Raw genomic sequence first — 332 nt, 5'->3', positions numbered from 1 at the left:
GCCCAGGGACCCCAAGGTGAAACTGGACCGCAAGGACCCCAGGGTGAGCAAGGACCCAAGGGAGATAAGGGTGATACCGGGGAAACCGGAGCTCAAGGCCCCCAAGGAGATAAAGGAGACACTGGCGAGACCGGTGCCCAGGGCCCACAAGGCGAACAAGGACCCAAAGGTGACAAAGGAGACAAGGGTGACACCGGTGCCCAGGGACCACAAGGGGAAACAGGAGCCCAGGGACCCCAAGGTGAAACTGGACCGCAAGGACCCCAGGGTGAGCAAGGACCCAAGGGAGATAAGGGTGATACCGGGGAAACCGGAGCTCAAGGCCCCCAAGG

Annotated in this window: 1 protein-coding gene; it reads left to right on the top strand. The window is 62.0% G+C overall.

From position 1 onward, the window contains the following. The coding region (locus tag CA832_RS06395; protein WP_317042267.1) for a hypothetical protein at positions 1-332 on the top strand (332 nt) is incomplete at both ends.

The organism is Robiginitalea sediminis, assembly GCF_002198115.1.
Classification (GTDB): domain Bacteria; phylum Bacteroidota; class Bacteroidia; order Flavobacteriales; family Flavobacteriaceae; genus Robiginitalea; species Robiginitalea sediminis.
This window is presented reverse-complemented; position numbering and strand designations above follow the sequence as displayed.